Origin of the sequence: Streptomyces sp. NPDC096339 (genome assembly GCF_044762985.1) — a bacterium.
GTDB lineage: Bacteria > Actinomycetota > Actinomycetes > Streptomycetales > Streptomycetaceae > Streptomyces.
The window spans coordinates 1-14,238 of the sequence record NZ_JBIWFI010000068.1 but is presented as its reverse complement, the minus strand read 5'-3'; the positions used below and the strand labels follow the sequence as shown (position 1 = coordinate 14,238).

General features: G+C 73.7%; 16 protein-coding genes. 10 read left to right on the top strand and 6 right to left on the bottom strand.

Annotated features, from left to right (window positions below):
• Window positions 1–309 precede the first annotated feature (309 nt).
• Together ACIQ5Y_RS39630 and ACIQ5Y_RS39625 are read right to left on the bottom strand one after the other, a co-directional pair.
• Window positions 310–1,683, bottom strand: a complete 1,374-nt coding sequence (locus ACIQ5Y_RS39630; protein WP_403892376.1) for a PLP-dependent aminotransferase family protein — start codon at window positions 1,681–1,683, stop codon at window positions 310–312.
• Window positions 1,680–2,129, bottom strand: coding sequence for a MarR family transcriptional regulator (locus ACIQ5Y_RS39625; RefSeq protein WP_403892372.1), 450 nt, complete (start codon window positions 2,127–2,129; stop codon window positions 1,680–1,682). Before ACIQ5Y_RS39625 ends, ACIQ5Y_RS39630 begins: the two co-directional genes overlap by 4 nt.
• 101 nt (window positions 2,130–2,230) lie before the next feature.
• On the opposite strand from ACIQ5Y_RS39625, the gene ACIQ5Y_RS39620 reads away from it, so the two are divergent.
• Window positions 2,231–3,046, top strand: coding sequence for an alpha/beta fold hydrolase (locus ACIQ5Y_RS39620; RefSeq protein ID WP_403892382.1), 816 nt, complete (start codon window positions 2,231–2,233; stop codon window positions 3,044–3,046).
• Here ACIQ5Y_RS39620 and ACIQ5Y_RS39615 read toward each other — a convergent pair.
• On the bottom strand, window positions 3,032–3,403 hold the full coding sequence (locus tag ACIQ5Y_RS39615; RefSeq protein WP_403892369.1) for an ArsC/Spx/MgsR family protein: 372 nt from the start codon (window positions 3,401–3,403) through the stop codon (window positions 3,032–3,034). The genes ACIQ5Y_RS39620 and ACIQ5Y_RS39615 overlap by 15 nt on opposite strands.
• Window positions 3,404–3,509: 106 nt before the next feature.
• Between ACIQ5Y_RS39615 and ACIQ5Y_RS39610 the strand changes: the two genes are divergently transcribed.
• A complete protein-coding gene (locus ACIQ5Y_RS39610; protein ID WP_385129076.1) occupies window positions 3,510–3,761 on the top strand; it encodes a hypothetical protein in 252 nt (83 codons plus the stop codon).
• A 42-nt stretch (window positions 3,762–3,803) separates the two neighbouring features.
• Here the strand turns inward: ACIQ5Y_RS39610 and ACIQ5Y_RS39605 are convergent, their stop codons facing one another.
• A complete protein-coding gene (locus tag ACIQ5Y_RS39605; RefSeq protein ID WP_403892366.1) occupies window positions 3,804–4,892 on the bottom strand; it encodes a PP2C family protein-serine/threonine phosphatase in 1,089 nt (362 codons plus the stop codon).
• A gap of 175 nt (window positions 4,893–5,067) precedes the next feature.
• Between ACIQ5Y_RS39605 and ACIQ5Y_RS39600 the strand changes: the two genes are divergently transcribed.
• From ACIQ5Y_RS39600 to ACIQ5Y_RS39590, 3 genes are all read left to right on the top strand, one after another.
• Window positions 5,068–5,736 carry a VIT family protein gene (locus tag ACIQ5Y_RS39600; protein ID WP_403892379.1) on the top strand — a complete coding sequence of 223 codons (669 nt, stop codon included), beginning with the start codon at window positions 5,068–5,070 and terminating at the stop codon, window positions 5,734–5,736.
• Between the two features lie 406 nt (window positions 5,737–6,142).
• Window positions 6,143–7,030, top strand: coding sequence for a TIGR01777 family oxidoreductase (locus ACIQ5Y_RS39595; protein WP_403892363.1), 888 nt, complete (start codon window positions 6,143–6,145; stop codon window positions 7,028–7,030).
• Window positions 7,031–7,197: 167 nt separating this feature from the next.
• Window positions 7,198–8,457 carry an FAD-dependent oxidoreductase gene (locus ACIQ5Y_RS39590; RefSeq protein ID WP_403892360.1) on the top strand — a complete coding sequence of 420 codons (1,260 nt, stop codon included), beginning with the start codon at window positions 7,198–7,200 and terminating at the stop codon, window positions 8,455–8,457.
• A 49-nt stretch (window positions 8,458–8,506) separates the two neighbouring features.
• Here ACIQ5Y_RS39590 and ACIQ5Y_RS39585 read toward each other — a convergent pair whose 3' ends face one another.
• Entirely contained in the window at window positions 8,507–8,941 is a 435-nt protein-coding gene (locus ACIQ5Y_RS39585) for a hypothetical protein (protein WP_403892357.1), read from the bottom strand.
• Window positions 8,942–9,005: 64 nt separating this feature from the next.
• Window positions 9,006–10,460 carry a regulator gene (locus ACIQ5Y_RS39580; protein WP_403892354.1) on the bottom strand — a complete coding sequence of 485 codons (1,455 nt, stop codon included), beginning with the start codon at window positions 10,458–10,460 and terminating at the stop codon, window positions 9,006–9,008.
• A gap of 173 nt (window positions 10,461–10,633) precedes the next feature.
• Between ACIQ5Y_RS39580 and ACIQ5Y_RS39575 the strand changes: the two genes are divergently transcribed.
• From ACIQ5Y_RS39575 to ACIQ5Y_RS39555, 5 genes are all read left to right on the top strand, one after another.
• Window positions 10,634–10,990, top strand: a complete 357-nt coding sequence (locus ACIQ5Y_RS39575; protein ID WP_403892351.1) for a hypothetical protein — start codon at window positions 10,634–10,636, stop codon at window positions 10,988–10,990.
• Window positions 10,991–11,033: 43 nt separating this feature from the next.
• Window positions 11,034–11,849, top strand: coding sequence for a lipoyl(octanoyl) transferase LipB (gene lipB, locus ACIQ5Y_RS39570; protein ID WP_403892348.1), 816 nt, complete (start codon window positions 11,034–11,036; stop codon window positions 11,847–11,849).
• Window positions 11,850–11,956: 107 nt separating this feature from the next.
• A complete protein-coding gene (gene lipA / locus ACIQ5Y_RS39565; protein WP_403892345.1) occupies window positions 11,957–12,910 on the top strand; it encodes a lipoyl synthase in 954 nt (317 codons plus the stop codon).
• A gap of 293 nt (window positions 12,911–13,203) precedes the next feature.
• Window positions 13,204–13,401 carry a hypothetical protein gene (locus ACIQ5Y_RS39560; protein ID WP_365168322.1) on the top strand — a complete coding sequence of 66 codons (198 nt, stop codon included), beginning with the start codon at window positions 13,204–13,206 and terminating at the stop codon, window positions 13,399–13,401.
• A gap of 9 nt (window positions 13,402–13,410) precedes the next feature.
• The gene (locus tag ACIQ5Y_RS39555) at window positions 13,411–14,103 is read left to right on the top strand and encodes a DUF4191 domain-containing protein (protein ID WP_403892342.1); all 693 of its coding nucleotides are present in this window, start codon (window positions 13,411–13,413) and stop codon (window positions 14,101–14,103) included.
• The last annotated feature ends 135 nt before the right edge of the window (window positions 14,104–14,238 follow it).

Sequence of the window (14,238 nt, the reverse complement as noted above, 5' to 3'; positions counted from 1 at the left end):
CGACCGAAGGGAGCGCCCTTGACAGGCCGGCCCGACGCGGAAGGACGATGGGACTGACGGGAAACCCCCAACCCCTCTTCACCACGGACCGGCCGGGGCACCGCCAACCCAGGTCCCGGACGACGGATCACCTCCGCCCCTCCGGGGCTCCCCGCCCCCGCGCCCCGAACGGTTCAGGCCCCGGAGCAGTGGGACGACGTACCGCCCACCCACCCGCACCCAAAGAGGCGGGTGGGCAGCCACCGCCCGGCCCCGGTGGCCCGAGGGGGTGATGGTCCCGAGCGCGTGAAGTCGTACGACCCCCGCCCCCTACGGAACACCCCCGAGCACCTCCGCCAGCGTGTCCAGCGCCCGGGCGAAGGCGGTTTCCGGCGGGGCCGCGTAGCCGATCACCAGGCCCTCCCGGGGTGGGGCCGGAGCCGACGGGTGGTGGTAGGAGGAGAGGCCGTCCAGGGCCAGGCCCGCCGCGCGGGCCGCTGCCAGGGTGGGGGCCTCGTGGCCCGGGGGGAGTTCCACCACGGCGTGGAGGCCCGCCGCGATGCCCGTCACGCGCAGGTGTGGGGCGTGGGCCGCCAGGGTGGCGGTCAGTTGGTCGCGGCGCTGGTGGTAGCGCTTGCGCATGCGGCGGACGTGGCGGTCGTACGCGCCGCATTCGATGAAGTCGGCCAGGGCCAGTTGGTCCAGTGCGCTCGCCCAGGACTCCCGCAGGCCCTTCGCCGCCAGGACCTCGTCGAGCAGGTGGTCCGGGAGGGCCAGCCAGCCCAGGCGGATCGCGGGGGAGAGGCTCTTGCTGAGCGAGCCCGCGTACACCACGTGCTGGGGGGCGAGGCCCTGGACGGCGCCGACCGGCTTGCGGTCGTAGCGGAACTCGCCGTCGTAGTCGTCCTCGACGATGAGGCCGCCGGTGCTGCGGGCCCACTCCACGGCCGCCGCGCGGCGGGCGGGCAGCAGGCGGACGCCCGTGGGGAACTGGTGCGCCGGGGTGAGCAGCAGCGTACGGGCCCGGGAGGGGAGTTCGTCGGTGCGGGCGCCGTCCTCGTCGAGGGGGAGCGGGCGGGCCCGGACTCCGGCGGCTTCGAGGATGCCGTGGTGGAAGGGGAGTCCGTACGCCTCCACGGCCCAGTCGCGGGGGCGGATGGACGCCAGGAGGCGCAGACCGTTCGCGAAGCCGGAGCAGATGACGATGTTGGCGGGGGTGGTGCGGACGCCACGGGTGCGGGAGAGGTAGTCCGTCAGGACTCGTCGCAGCTCGGGGCGGCCCCTGGGGTCACCGGGGCCGAAGGCCTCCGTGGGTGCGCCGGCCAGGGCCCGCCGGGCACTCGCGGCCCAGGCGCCGCGGGGGAAGGAGGCGGGGTCGGGTTTGCCCTGGAGCAGGTCGTGGCGGGGGGTGGAGGGGGCAGGGCCGACGGCGGCGGGTGGGGTGGCGGTGGTCGCCGCGCCCTCGGCGACGCGGGTGCCGGAGCCCTGGCGGGCGGTGAACCAGCCCTCCGCGACCAGTTCGGCGTAGGCGTCGGCCACGGCGTTGCGGGCCAGCCCCAGGTCGGCGGCCAGCGTCCGGTACGGCGGGAGCCGGGTCCCGGCGGCCAGCCGGCCGGTGCGCACTGCCTCCCGCAGGGCCTGGGCGAGGGCGGTCCGCCGGGCGCCCCCGGCGGGGAGTTCCAGATGCAGGTCGGTGCCGTTCATGCGCCCGGCTCGTGCGTGGTGAAGACGGTGTGGGTGGCCGTCAGGAAGCGGCGTACGGTGTCCCGTTCGGTGGGGTCGAGGGAGTCCAGCACGCCCAGGACCCCGTCGATGAGCGGGCCGAAGAAGTCCTGGCCCAGGCGGATCGCCTGTGGCTCCACGCGCAGCAGCACCCGCCGCCGGTCGCGGTCGTCGCGGATCCGTGCGACGTGGCCGAGCCGCTCCAGGCGGTCGATCAGGGCGGTGGTGCCCGCCGAGTTGAGGCCGAGCCGGGCGCCGAGCAGCCCCGCCGTGGCCGGTTCGTCCGCGCGGGCCGCGTCCAGCAGGCAGATCAGGGCCCGTACGTCGGTGGGGTGCATGCCGTTGCGGGCGGCGAACTCCGCCTGGCGCAGGCCGAACTCGATGGTCACCGCCCGTAGGAGGTGCACCAGTTGAAGGTTGTCGGCCACATCGCCTCCACTCTAAGATATCTCGTTGAGCGAGATTATCGCCTAGCGAGGCATTGGAGCCAGCCGTGTCCCGGACGTCCTTCCGCACCGCATACGACGAGATGCTCGGCCGGTGGCCCGGCCCCGTCGAGGCCGTCGAAGTCCCCACGCCGTACGGGGTCACCCGCGTCAACAGCTGCGGTCCCGTCGGCGCCCCGCCGGTGGTGCTGCTCCCCGGCGGCGGGGCCACGTCCACGGTGTGGGGCGCCTGCGCCGCCGCCGGGCTCGCCCGCACCCACCGGGTCCACGCCGTGGACCTGATGGGGGACCCCGGCCTCAGCGTCCCGGCGCCCGATCGGGCGATGCGGACCCCGGGGGACCTGGCCCTCTGGCTCGACGCGGTCCTGGACGGGCTCGTCCCCGAGGGGCGCGTCACCCTCGCCGGCCACTCCTACGGAGCCTGGATGGCCGCCCATTACGCCGCCCGCCACGCCGGCTGGTATTCCCCGCGTCAGCGGCTCGCCCGCCTCGTGCTGCTCGATCCCACTCAGGTCTTCACCGGGCTCAGCCCGCGCTACGCCGTGCGGGCGCTGCCCATGCTGGTGCGGCCCACCCCCGGCCGGATCCGGAGCTTCCTGGCCTGGGAGACCCGTGGGGCCGAACTCGACCCGGTCTGGCTGCGGCTCCAGGACGAGACGGCCGCCTTTCCCACCGTCAGGCCCGTCACGGGCCCCCGGCCGGACCTGACCGGGCTCGCCCACTTCCCCATCCGCATCCTCTTCGCCGAGCGCGCCCGCTGCCACGATTCCCTCCGGGCGACCGCGGTCGCCACGCGCGCCGGACTGCCGGGTGCGGGCGTCCGCATGCTGCGCGGGGTCTCGCACCATGAGCTGCCCCTGACGGCACCCGAGGAGATCGTCCGCCTAGCCCTTGCGTGAGAGCGCGTCGCGGACCGCTTCCTCGGAACGGGCCACCACGGCCGTGCCGTCGTCGGCGGTGATGATCGGACGCTGGATCAGCTTCGGGTGCGCGGCCAGGTGCGCGATCCAGCGGCCCCGCGCCTCGTCGGTCTCCTCGCGCGGCAGCTCCCGTACCCCGGTCTCCTTGGCCAGGGGGTCCGAGGTGCGCGTGATGTCCCACGGCTCCAGCCCGAGACGGCCGAGGACCTCGCGGATCTCGTCCTCGGAGGGCACGTCCTCCAGGTAGCGGCGCACGGTGTAGTCGGCGCCCTCCGCGTCCAGCAGGGTCAGCGCGCCACGGCACTTGGAACAGGCGGGATTGATCCAGATCTCCATGGCGCCCACCCTATCCAGGGCCTGCCCGGCCAGGGCTTTTGTCAGTGGTCCCCGGTAAAATTCAAGGAGTACGACGGGAAGCCAACTACCGTTTGGGAGGCTGTAGATGGCCACTGCCATGACCATTCAGAACGTCAAGAAGAAGCCGCTTCCCGCGGGCCTGCCCCGCGAGTGGTACGAGAGCCACAACCGCCGTCTGAAGGCGATGCGGCTGGCGATATCCCTGCTCGACTCGGGGACGTATGACGCCCGCCGCGCCACCAACCGGAAGATCCGTACGATGGCCGTCCGCACGGGGATCCACCGCCCGTCCAACGTCACCTGCCGGATGGTGCGCGCGTTCATCCAGGCCGCGTGAACCGGTGACCTCTGCTCCTGTCACACGGGGCTCACACGGGGCTCACGCGGGGCCGTCGAGCGACAGGAGCAGCAGGGCCACGTCGTCGGAGGGACCGCCGTCGGTGAAGGCGGAGAGGTCCCGCCAGACGGCCTCGACCAGGCCGTCCGGGTCCCTCGCCAGCACGGGGACCCGCGCGGCCAGCGGGTAGAAGCGGCCCGCCCTGTCGCGGGCCTCCGTCACGCCGTCGGTGTGCAGCAGCAGCCGGTCCCCGGTCCGTACCGGCAGCTCCGACACCGCCGGCGGGGCCGGCCCCGCGAGCCCCAGCCCCAGCGGCGGACCGGGCTCCACCTCCACCTCCGCCACCTCCACCCCGCGCAGGCGCAGGGCGGGCGGATGCCCGCAGGACACGACCCGTACGAGGTCCAGCCCCGGCGGGAACTCCATCAGCACGGCGGTCGCGAACAGCTCCGGGGCTTCCGCCGAGGAGTCCGCCGCCGCGTCGGCCAGCAGCCGCCGGTCAAGCCGCGCCGCGACGGCCGCCAGCTCCTTGTCGTCGAGCACCGCCTCGCGGAAGGCCCCGAGCAGCGCCGCCACCGTGCCGACCGCCGCCAGGCCGTGGCCCTGCACGTCCCCGATCAGCGCCCGCACTCCGTACGGACCGGCCCGTACGTCGTACAGGTCACCGCCGACCAGGGTGCCGCGCTGCGCCGCCCGGTAGAGGCCGGAGCACCGCACCCCTCCGACCCGCTCCGGAACGGGAGGGAGGACGGCAAGCTGGGCCGCCTCCGCGACCGTCCGGACACTGACCAGCTGCGCGTCCCGACGCCGCCGCACCCAGGAGATCACCACGCTGAGCAGCCCGACGGCGGCCACCGTGGCCAGGTCCGTGCCCTGGGGGTGCGCGGCGACCAGGCTGGGCGCGCCGAGCAGCCCGAGCACGATGCCCGAGAAGACGGCGGTCCCGGCCGGGCCGTACGCGAAGGCGGCCACCGGGGGCAGCCCGGCCAGGAAGAACCCGAGCTCCACGTCGCCCGGGGTGAGCCGCTGGGCGAGCACCAGCACCACCAGGGCCACCACGGGGGCGAGCCTGGCCCAGCGCGGCGGCTGTTCGCCGCGAAGCCAGCCCGGATCCTCGCGTCCGCGTCTCACTCCTCCACCCTGGTACGGGGGGCGGGCCCGCGCACCCCGGACCGTCCGCCGGGTGGCCCGGCGGAGCCGCTGCCGCGACAGTGGTGGCGTGACGGCAAACGACGGCTCCGGGAAGACCCCGACGCGGGCGCACACCGAGGCACACGGCACGGGCGGCGGCTCGACGAGCGGTGAGATGAGCACCCGGCTCAACTGGCTGCGCGCGGGTGTGCTCGGCGCCAACGACGGGATCATCTCCACCGCCGGCCTGGTGGTCGGCGTCGCCGGGGCCACCACCTCGCGCTCGGCGATCCTGGCGGCGGGGGTCGCGGGGCTGCTGGCGGGCTCGCTGTCCATGGCGGCGGGGGAGTACGTCTCCGTCAGCTCGCAGCGGGACTCCGAACGGGCCGCGCTCGACATGGAACGCCGGGAGCTCGCGGAGGAGCCGGAGGCGGAGCTGGAGGAACTCGCGGACCTGCTGGCCGAGAGGGGGCTGAGCCGGGAGGTGGCGCGGGAGGCGGCGGAGCAGCTGACGGAACGGGACGCGCTGCGGGCGCACGCCCGGGTGGAGCTCGGGATCAACCCCGACGAACTGGCCAACCCGTGGCACGCGGCCTTCGCCAGCCTGATCGCCTTCACGGTGGGGGCACTGCTGCCGCTGCTGGCGATCCTGCTGCCGGGGCCGTCCGCGCGGGTCCCGGTGACGGTGGTGTCGGTGCTGGTCGCGCTCACCCTGTGCGGGGTGCTGAGCGCGCGGCTGGGCGCGGCGCCGATCCTGCGCGCGGTCGCCCGCAATGTCGGCGGCGGTGCGCTGGCGATGGCCGTCACCTACGCGGTGGGCACCTGGCTGGGCACCACCACCTGACCGGGGCTCCACCCCCGGCCCCTCATCGCCGGTACGACTCAAAGCCCGGGGCTCTGCCCCTGCCCCCGCGCCTCAATCGCCGGCGGGGCTGGGTGTGCCTCCGGCGGCGCCTCAAACGCCGGCGGGGCTGGATGTTGCGGGCGGAGCCGGACATCGCCCGGTGCGGCTCAAGGCTCCGGGCTCCGCCCCGCACCCCGCTCCTCAAACGCCGGAGGGGCTGGGTGGTGCCGGCGGCATCAGCCGAAATCCAGCCCCGCCGGCGTTTGAGGCGCGGGGTCTGGGGCGGAGCCCCAGGAGGCCCGGCGCAGCCGGTTTCACGGGTGGGCCCCGGCCCCGTCACCATTCGCAGCCCCCGGCAACGGGGAATCAGCCGAGCCCGCGGCACGCGGCCCGGCAGGATGAGGGCATGCGCATCGCAGTCACCGGCTCGACCGGACTCATCGGCAGTGCCCTCGTGCGGTCCCTCCGGGAGGACGGGCACGAGGTGGTCCGCTTCGTGCGCCGCGAGCCCGCGGCGGCGGACGAGGCGCGGTGGGATCCGGCGAGCGGCCACGTGGACCCCGCCGGGCTCGCCGGGTGCGGGGCCGTCGTGGGCCTCGCCGGGGTCGGGGTCGGCGACCACCGGTGGACGGCCGCGTACAAGAAGGAGATCCGCGACAGCCGTGTCCTCGGCACCGCCGCCCTCGCCCGGGCGATGGCCGCGCTCGACGAGCCGCCGAAGGTGTTCGTCGTCGGCACCGCCGTCGGGTACTACGGCGACACCGGCGACCGGGTCGTGGACGAGGACTCCCCCGCCGGGACGGGGTTCCTGCCCTCGGTCTGCGTGGAGTGGGAGGCCGCCGCCGCGCCCGCCCGGAAGGCCGGGATCCGGACCGCGTTCGCCCGTACCGGCCTGGTCGTCGCCGGCGAGGGCGGGGCCTGGGGGCGGATGTTCCCCCTCTTCCGCGCGGGCCTCGGCGGCCGGCTCGGCGACGGCCGCCAGTACTGGTCGTACATCTCCCTCAGGGACGAGGTCGCGGCCCTGCGCCACATCATCGACACCCCCTCCCTCGAAGGCCCCGTCAACCTCACCGCCCCCGAGCCGCTGACCAACCGTGAGGTCACCGCCGCCATGGCCCGGGTGCTGCGCAGGCCCGCGGTGCTGCCGGTCCCGGCGGTGGCGCTGCGCATCGCGCTGGGTGAGTTCTCCTCGGACGTGCTCGGCAGTCAGCGGGCCCGCCCCGAGCGGCTGTTGGGGTCCGGGTTCGAGTTCCGGGACCCCGGCATCGAGGACGCCATCCGCGCCGCCCTCTGAACGCCCTGCTCCACGGCACGTGCGACCGTGTGCGACCGTTCGTGACCCGGATGCGACCGTCGTGCGACCGGAACCGACCGTAATAGCACGGTCAACTCGGGTTCCCCTGGAGCCGGTTGGGGGAAGGAGGATCCCCACACAGCCGCGCCGACCTCGGGGAGGGGCACGTGCTCAGCAGCTCGAACCACGCAGACGTAGTCATCGTAGGAGCCGGGGTCTCAGGACTCGCGGCCGCGCACCACCTGATCGCGGCGGGGGTCTCCGTCACCGTCCTGGAGGCCGCCGACGACCCCGGCGGCCGGATGGCCACCGTGTCGGCCGACGGCTTCCGGCTGGACCGGGTCGGCCAGTTGCTCAACACCTCGTACACGGAACTCGAACGCACCCCCGGCCTGGAGGCGCTGACCCTGCGCCCGTTCGCGCCCGGGGTACTGGTCCACACCGACGGGAAGCAGCTCCGGGCCGGGGCCCTCACCCCCGCCCGCGCCCTGGCCAGCGGCTCGCTCGACCAGGCCCGGCTCAGCGCTGCCCTCGGCCGGCTCGCCGCCCTGCCCGAGGAGAAGCTCCTGGCACGGCCCGAACGCACCGCCCTCGCCGCCCTGCGCTCCCGCGGCCTGCCGTCGCGCACCGTCAACGGAGTGCTCCGGCCCCTGCTCGCCACCCTGCTCCGCGACCCGGAGCTCACCACCTCCAGCCGGGTCGCCGACCTCGCCCTGCGCACCTTCGCCCGCGGCCGCCTCGCCGTACCCGAAGGGGGAGCGGCGGCCCTGCCCGGCCTGCTCGCCGACGCCCTGCCGCCCGGAACCGTCCGTACCGGGGTCCGGGTCCGCTCGGTCGCCACGAACCTGGTCACCACCGCCGAACACGGCGACTTCACCTGCCGTTCCGTGCTCCTCGCCACCGGAGCCCGCGCCGCCGCCGAGCTCCTGCCCGGCCTGCGCGTGCCCGGATTCCACGAGGTCACCGTCCTGCACCACGCCACCGCCGCACCCCTGCCCTGGGACGGCTCGCTGCTCCTGGACGGCGACCCCAAGTGGTCCGTCTCCCACACCGCCGTGATGAGCGCGGTCGACCCGACGCGGGCCCCCACCGGCCGGAGCCTGGTCACCACCACCGTGCTCGGCCCGCCGCCGCCCACCCGTACGGTCGCCTCGCGCCTCGCCCGCCTCTACGACTGCGCCACCCGGGACTGGGAGCTGCTGGCCGTCCACCACACCCCGGAGGCCGTCCCCGCCATGCCGCCGCCGCGCGACCCGCGACGCCCGGTACGGGTCCTGGCCGGGCTGTACGTGTGCGGCGACCACCGCGACACCAACACCGTCCAGGGCGCCCTGAGCTCGGCCCGCCGCGCCGGCACCGCCGTCCTGCGCGACTTCGGCATCCCGCTCCCGGCATCCGCCGGGGCCGCGCTACCGGTGGCGGCCTGAGAACCACCCATGCGGAGGCCCGGCCCCGGTCCCGGGGCCGGGCCTCGTCTCACGCGGTCTCCGCGACCGCTTCCTCCCGGTGCTCCGCGCTCGGCGGCAGCAGCAAGAGCAGGGCAAGGCTCAGGCCCCGGGTGAGCAGCGCCGCCAGGGCGACGGTGCCGAGGCCGTCCACGTGCAGCGCGGACTCGATCTCCGCGAAGGCCCAGGAGATCAACAGCCAGAGCAGGAAGTCCTGGACGTAGCCCAGTACCGAGAGGAGCAGGACCGCGCCCACCGGCGCCCGGCGCCAGTCGGAGCCGGGGCTGATCAGGACGATCTGTCCGAGTACGACGAGCACGGCCGCGGCCATCATCCCCTCAAGGGCCACGTCGGCGAACCCGGGTTCCTCGCCGAGGAAGCCCTTGACCCAGACCCCCGGAAGCAGGGCGATCGCCAGATACACCCCGGCGATGGTGCCGATCCTGCGGCGCATCACATCTCTCATGATCGGACCGTCGCACGGCGGATGATCTTCAGACAAGAGGTGGCGGGCGTTCCGCCACCGGTGTTCACGACAAGGCCGCCACCCGGTCGCGGTACGTCCGTACGGCCGACGCGTCCCGGTACGGCTCCAGCCGCCGCTCGAAGTCCCGTACGTACTCCACCGCACGCACCGACCGCATCTCCATCGCCTGCTGCGCCGCCTCCGCGCCCAGCGCGCACGCCTGGTCCAGCTCGCCCAACCCCAGCCGGGCCGTCGCGAGCACCACCCGGCAGAACAGCCGCGAACGCGCGTACCCCGCCGCCCGCAACTGCAGCGAGCGCTCCGCGTGCTGCGCCGAGGCCCGGTACTGCTGCAGGTCCCGGTGGCAGTGCCCGAACTCGTCCGCGAGCTGCGCCTCGTCGTAGTCCCGCGCCCAGTGCGGCACGTCGTCCCCCGGCCGGGCGGCGCCCAGCGCCCGTTCCGCCCGCACCAGCGAGGCCGTCGACGCCCGGACCTCGCCGAGCACCGCGTGCCCCCGCGCCTCCGCCGAGTGCAGCAGCGCCTGCACCACCGGCGGCGGGCCCGACCCGACGCCCTGCTGGGCGACGCGGGCCAGCTGCACCGCCTCCCGGCCGTGGCCCAGGTAGACCGCCTGCCGGCTCATGGTGACCAGCACGTACGACCCGTACGCCCGGTCGCCCGCGGCCTGGGCGAGCCGCAGCGCCTGCACGAAGTAGCGCTGTGCGAGCCCGTGCGCGGCGATGTCGTACGAGGTCCAGCCCGCGAGCCGGGTCAGGTCGGCGGCGGCCGCGAACAGCCTGCGCCCGGTGGTCTCCCCGTAGGTCCCGCGGAGCATCGGCTCCGCCTCGTGCTCCAGGTAGCGCACCAGCGCCTGCCGGGCGTGCCCGCCGCCGTAGGCGTGGTCCAGGGTGCGGAACAGCTCGCTCACCGATCTCAGGGCGGCGATGTCCCCGCCCGTCACCCGCTGCCCGGGCCCCCGGTCGATCTGCCGCTGCCGGGGTACCGAGGCCCGGCCCTGCACCGGCACTCGGGCCGCCGCTGCCGCCGCCGCTGCCGTCTCCGCGCCGCGGCCCACCCGCTCGTCGGCCCGCCCGATCAGCCAGTCCCGGCTGGGCACGACCAGCCCGGCCGGGGTGAAGGCGATCTTCCGCAGTTCGGCGTGCGAGCCGGAGTCCTTGCGCCACAGCCCGCTCGCGATGTCCACCGCCTCCTCGGGGGTGGCCGCGAACTCCAGCCCCGCGTACACGGGCGCGCAGGCGTCCAGCCCCAGGTCCTGCGCGGACAGCCGCCGCCCGAGGCGCCGGGTGAAGACCTCGGCGATCAGCGCCGGGGTGGTCCCGCGCGGCTGCTGCCCGCGCAGCCACCGGGTCACGGACGTCTTGTCGTACCGCAGATCGAGACCGTGCTCCAGGCCGAGCTGGTCGACGCGGCGGGCTAGCCCGGCGTTGGAGAACCCGGCTTCCGCGATCAGCGCCGCGAGCTGCCGGTTGGGGACACGCTGGGCAGGTCGTTCCGTCATCGGCTCCACGGTCTCCTGGGGTGACGGACCGGTGTCCCGGCCCTGTGAACGGCGTGAATGTAGCGGCGAACTCCGCTCACACCGCCCTCTCTGCCCTACATTCATCCGATCGTGTGCAGAATGGGTAGGGCTCTTTACGGACTGACCCCCTCCATCCGCATAGGCTGCGGCCCATGACCCGCCGGCCCCACCGGGCTCAGCTCCCCGAGGAGCGACCCGAATCCACCGCTCCGCTTCCTCCGCCCGAGCTGACCGAGGCCGAGTGCAGGCGCTGCGGCACCCTCATCGCGGGGCTCGACGGCCGCTACGCGTGTGGGGTGTGCGGCTGGGTCAACGACCACTCCGAGGGCCACCGGCGGCTCCCGCGCGCGGACGAGGACCCGGACCGCCCCCCGAAGGGCCGGCGCCGTCCGAAACAGCTGCCGTGGCCCCCGCTGGAAGCCCCGCCGCAGTCTCCGCCGCCGACCCCTTCCCCGCCCCCTTCCCCGGCCCCCGCCGAGCCGCTCGCGGGGCCGCCGTACCCTTGCTGAGTGCGATAGGTGCACACAGCAGGTTCAACGAGGAGGCGCTGCGGTGGCTGAGCTTGGGTTTGTCCATCTGGGCTTCGGGCCGGAATCCGTCGAGTACACCGTGGCCTGGGAAGAACAGCGCCGGGTGCACGCGGCGCGCTTCGCCGAGGAGATAGGCGACACCTGCCTGCTGCTGGAGCACGAGCCGGTCTACACGGCCGGCCGGCGCACCGACCCCAGCGAGCGACCGCTCGACGGCACCCCCGTCATCGACGTGGACCGCGGCGGCAAGATCACCTGGCACGGCCCGGGCCAGCTGGTCGGCTACCCGATCATGAAGCTGCCCCGCCCGGTGGACGTGGTCGCGCACGTCCGCCGCCTCGAAGAGGCCCTGATCCGCACCGCCGCCGAATTCGGCCTGGAGACCACCCGCGTCGAGGGCCGCTCCGGGGTCTGGGTGCTGGGCGACCCGATCGAGGACCGCCCGAAGCTCGGTGGCCTCACCCTCGACCTCGCCGCGCCCGCAGCCGACCCGCGCACCGGCGACGACGAGTTCGACGCCCGGCTCCACGGCCCCGAGTACGCTCCGTCCAACGCCGGCCAGCGCCGCGAGGACCGCAAGCTCGCCGCCATCGGCATCCGCGTCGCCAAGGGCGTCACGATGCACGGGTTCTCCCTCAACGTGAACCCGGACGCCACCTGGTTCGACCGGATCATCCCCTGCGGGATCCGCGACGCCGGTGTGACCTCGCTCTCGTACGAACTGGGCCGGGAGATCACCATCGCCGAGGTGCTGCCGGTCGTCGAGCGTCACCTGAAGGACGTACTGGAGCACGCGGAACTGAAGCCCCGCGAGACGGAGCCGGCGCTCGGCGGCTAGCCGGGGGAATGCGTCCGGTCCCGTACGGGTTGGCCGGACGTAAGAGCGTACGAATTACGGGCGTACCCTGGTGGACGCCGAAGAATCGAAGTCACAGGGAGCCGGTCGTGTCCGCAGTCGCACCCGACGGACGCAAGATGCTGCGCCTGGAGGTCCGTAACAGCCAGACCCCCATCGAGCGCAAGCCCGAGTGGATCAAGACCCGGGCGAAGATGGGTCCCGAGTACACCAAGATGCAGGCCCTGGTGAAGGGCGAAGGACTGCACACGGTGTGCCAGGAAGCCGGCTGTCCGAACATCTACGAATGCTGGGAGGACCGCGAGGCCACCTTCCTCATCGGTGGCGACCAGTGCACCCGGCGCTGTGACTTCTGCCAGATCGACACGGGCAAGCCCGAGGCCCTGGACCGTGACGAGCCCCGCCGCGTCGGCGAGTCGGTCGTCACGATGGACCTGAACTACGCCACCATCACGGGCGTCGCGCGCGACGACCTGGCCGACGGCGGTGCCTGGCTGTACGCGGAGACCGTGCGCCAGATCCACCAGCAGACGGCGGGCCGAGAGGCCGGCCACACCAAGGTCGAGCTGCTGGCCCCCGACTTCAACGCGGTCCCGGAGCTGCTGGAAGAGGTCTTCGCCTCCCGCCCCGAGGTCTTCGCGCACAACGTCGAGACGGTGCCGCGCATCTTCAAGCGGATCCGCCCGGCCTTCCGCTACGAGCGCTCCCTCGACGTGATCACCAAGGCGCGCGCCTACGGCCTGGTCACCAAGTCGAACCTGATCCTCGGCATGGGCGAGGAGCGCGAGGAGGTCTCGCAGGCCCTGAAGGACCTGCACGAGGCCGGCTGCGAGCTCATCACCATCACCCAGTACCTGCGCCCCTCGCCGCGGCACCACCCCGTCGAGCGCTGGGTGAAGCCGGAGGAGTTCGTCGAGCTGGCGAAGGAGGCCGAGGAGATCGGCTTCTCCGGCGTGATGTCGGGCCCGCTGGTCCGTTCTTCGTACCGCGCGGGACGCCTCTACACCCAGGCGATGGAGAAGCGCAGCCGAGCTGGAGCGTAGGTTGCGGGTCCGTCCGAGGGACGAGGACGGGCACGCGGCCGGAGCGGTGGCGAGGCGGAGCTCGACCGCAGGCACGGAGAAGCGCGCTGCGAGCGTGTGAACTCGCGCACAAACACCTACTAACGGGTAACACCGCATCGACGCGGCCCCTAGGCTCTTTCTTCGAGGGAGAGTCCGGCGGGCCGCGTCAATCTTTCGTCACGATTGACCAGCCGGTCATGCGCTGGTAACACCAGTCAGTGACGCTGGATCCACACACCGCACACACCGGCACCGTGAAAGGGATCGACATCATGCAGGCCGCGCCCGTACGCGCCATCGCCATCCCGTCCCTGTCCGACGCCTTCCGGGGCCTCGAATCCCTGCTGATGAGCGGCGCCCGCCGCAACGCCTGGACGGCGGTCCTCGAGGACCGGCGCCGGGCCAAGGACCGCGTCGAAACCGAACACGTACTTGAGGCCGCGGCGACCCGCACCCCGCAGGCCACGTAAACTCGCTGTATGGCGAGGAAGTCAAACGCAGAGACTGCTGCGAACCCCGGGCGACTGAAGCAGATCGCCCTGACGTACAAGATGACGCGCAAGGCCGACCCGAAGGTCGGTCTGATTGTCGCGGGCGTGGGAATCGTCACCTTCGGTGTCTTCCTCGCGATCGGCTTCCTGATCGACGCTCCGGTCTACCTGGGCATCCTGGGCTTCCTGGTGGCGTTCCTCGCGATGGCGATCGTCTTCGGACGGCGGGCCGAGGCGGCTGCCTTCGGGCAGATGGAAGGCCAGCCGGGAGCGGCCGCGGCCGTACTGGACAACGTGGGCCGGGGCTGGACGACCACCCCCGCCATCGCGATGAACAAGAGCCAGGACATCGTCCACCGGGCCGTCGGCAAGGCCGGCGTCGTGCTGATCGGTGAGGGCAACCCGAACCGGGTGAAGCTCCTTCTCGCGAACGAGAAGAAGAAGATGGCCCGCATCATGCCCGACGTGCCGGTGCACGACTTCATCGTGGGCACGGGCGAGGGCGAGGTGCCCCTGAAGAAGGTCCGCACCACCCTGATCAAGCTCCCGCGCGTCCTGTCCGGCCCCCAGATCACCGCGGTCAACGACAAGCTGCGCGCGATGGGCGACCTGATGTCGAACATGCCCCTGCCGAAGGGGCCGATCCCGGGGCGTGGCATGAAGGGTCAGCGACCGCGCTGACCGGTTGACCTGATTTTCGTATACGAGACAGGGGCGCCCCCCCGGGGGGCCGGGGGGGGGGGGGCCCGGGGGTTAGGGGGCGGGGCGGGGGGGGGGGAGGAGTGGTTGTATGGGGGGGGTGGTGGGATGTGTTGG

Coding starts and splice junctions, on each gene's coding strand:
- ACIQ5Y_RS39610 (WP_385129076.1), top strand. CDS start 3,510: ATGGCCACTGCCATGACCATTCAGAACGTCAAGAAGAAGCCGCTTCCC.
- ACIQ5Y_RS39575 (WP_403892351.1), top strand. CDS start 10,634: ATGACCCGCCGGCCCCACCGGGCTCAGCTCCCCGAGGAGCGACCCGAA.
- ACIQ5Y_RS39580 (WP_403892354.1), bottom strand. CDS start 10,460: ATGACGGAACGACCTGCCCAGCGTGTCCCCAACCGGCAGCTCGCGGCG.
- ACIQ5Y_RS39620 (WP_403892382.1), top strand. CDS start 2,231: ATGCTCGGCCGGTGGCCCGGCCCCGTCGAGGCCGTCGAAGTCCCCACG.
- ACIQ5Y_RS39555 (WP_403892342.1), top strand. CDS start 13,411: ATGGCGAGGAAGTCAAACGCAGAGACTGCTGCGAACCCCGGGCGACTG.
- ACIQ5Y_RS39595 (WP_403892363.1), top strand. CDS start 6,143: ATGCGCATCGCAGTCACCGGCTCGACCGGACTCATCGGCAGTGCCCTC.
- ACIQ5Y_RS39585 (WP_403892357.1), bottom strand. CDS start 8,941: ATGAGAGATGTGATGCGCCGCAGGATCGGCACCATCGCCGGGGTGTAT.
- ACIQ5Y_RS39630 (WP_403892376.1), bottom strand. CDS start 1,683: ATGAACGGCACCGACCTGCATCTGGAACTCCCCGCCGGGGGCGCCCGG.
- ACIQ5Y_RS39560 (WP_365168322.1), top strand. CDS start 13,204: ATGCAGGCCGCGCCCGTACGCGCCATCGCCATCCCGTCCCTGTCCGAC.
- ACIQ5Y_RS39600 (WP_403892379.1), top strand. CDS start 5,068: ATGAGCACCCGGCTCAACTGGCTGCGCGCGGGTGTGCTCGGCGCCAAC.
- ACIQ5Y_RS39615 (WP_403892369.1), bottom strand. CDS start 3,403: ATGGAGATCTGGATCAATCCCGCCTGTTCCAAGTGCCGTGGCGCGCTG.